Consider the following 247-nt stretch of genomic DNA (forward strand, 5'->3'; position numbering starts at 1 on the left):
CTCAATCAACGGCAGGAAACGAATCGCCCAACGGTTGATCGTCGAATGGTCCACCGACACGCCACGCTCTTCCATGAGCTCTTCGATGTGCCGGTAGCTGAGCGGGTAGGCCACGTACCATCGGATGCAGACCAAGACGACGTCAATCGGGAAACGCATTCCTTTGAAGCTGACCATGTCGGATCGTCAATGTGCGGCGTTGCCGTCTACTCGATCGGGGCCACCGCTCGGCTAACGCGACAAAACC

General features: G+C 57.9%; 1 pseudogene. It reads right to left on the reverse strand.

Annotation, left to right across the window (positions count from 1 at the left end):
* Positions 1-177 (reverse strand): annotated as a pseudogene (locus ACHAC9_RS24680) (IS6 family transposase); the annotation flags it as partial.
* Positions 178-247 lie beyond the last annotated feature (70 nt).

The organism is Massilia sp. CMS3.1 (assembly GCF_051262535.1).
Taxonomy (GTDB): Bacteria; Pseudomonadota; Gammaproteobacteria; order Burkholderiales; family Burkholderiaceae_D; genus Telluria.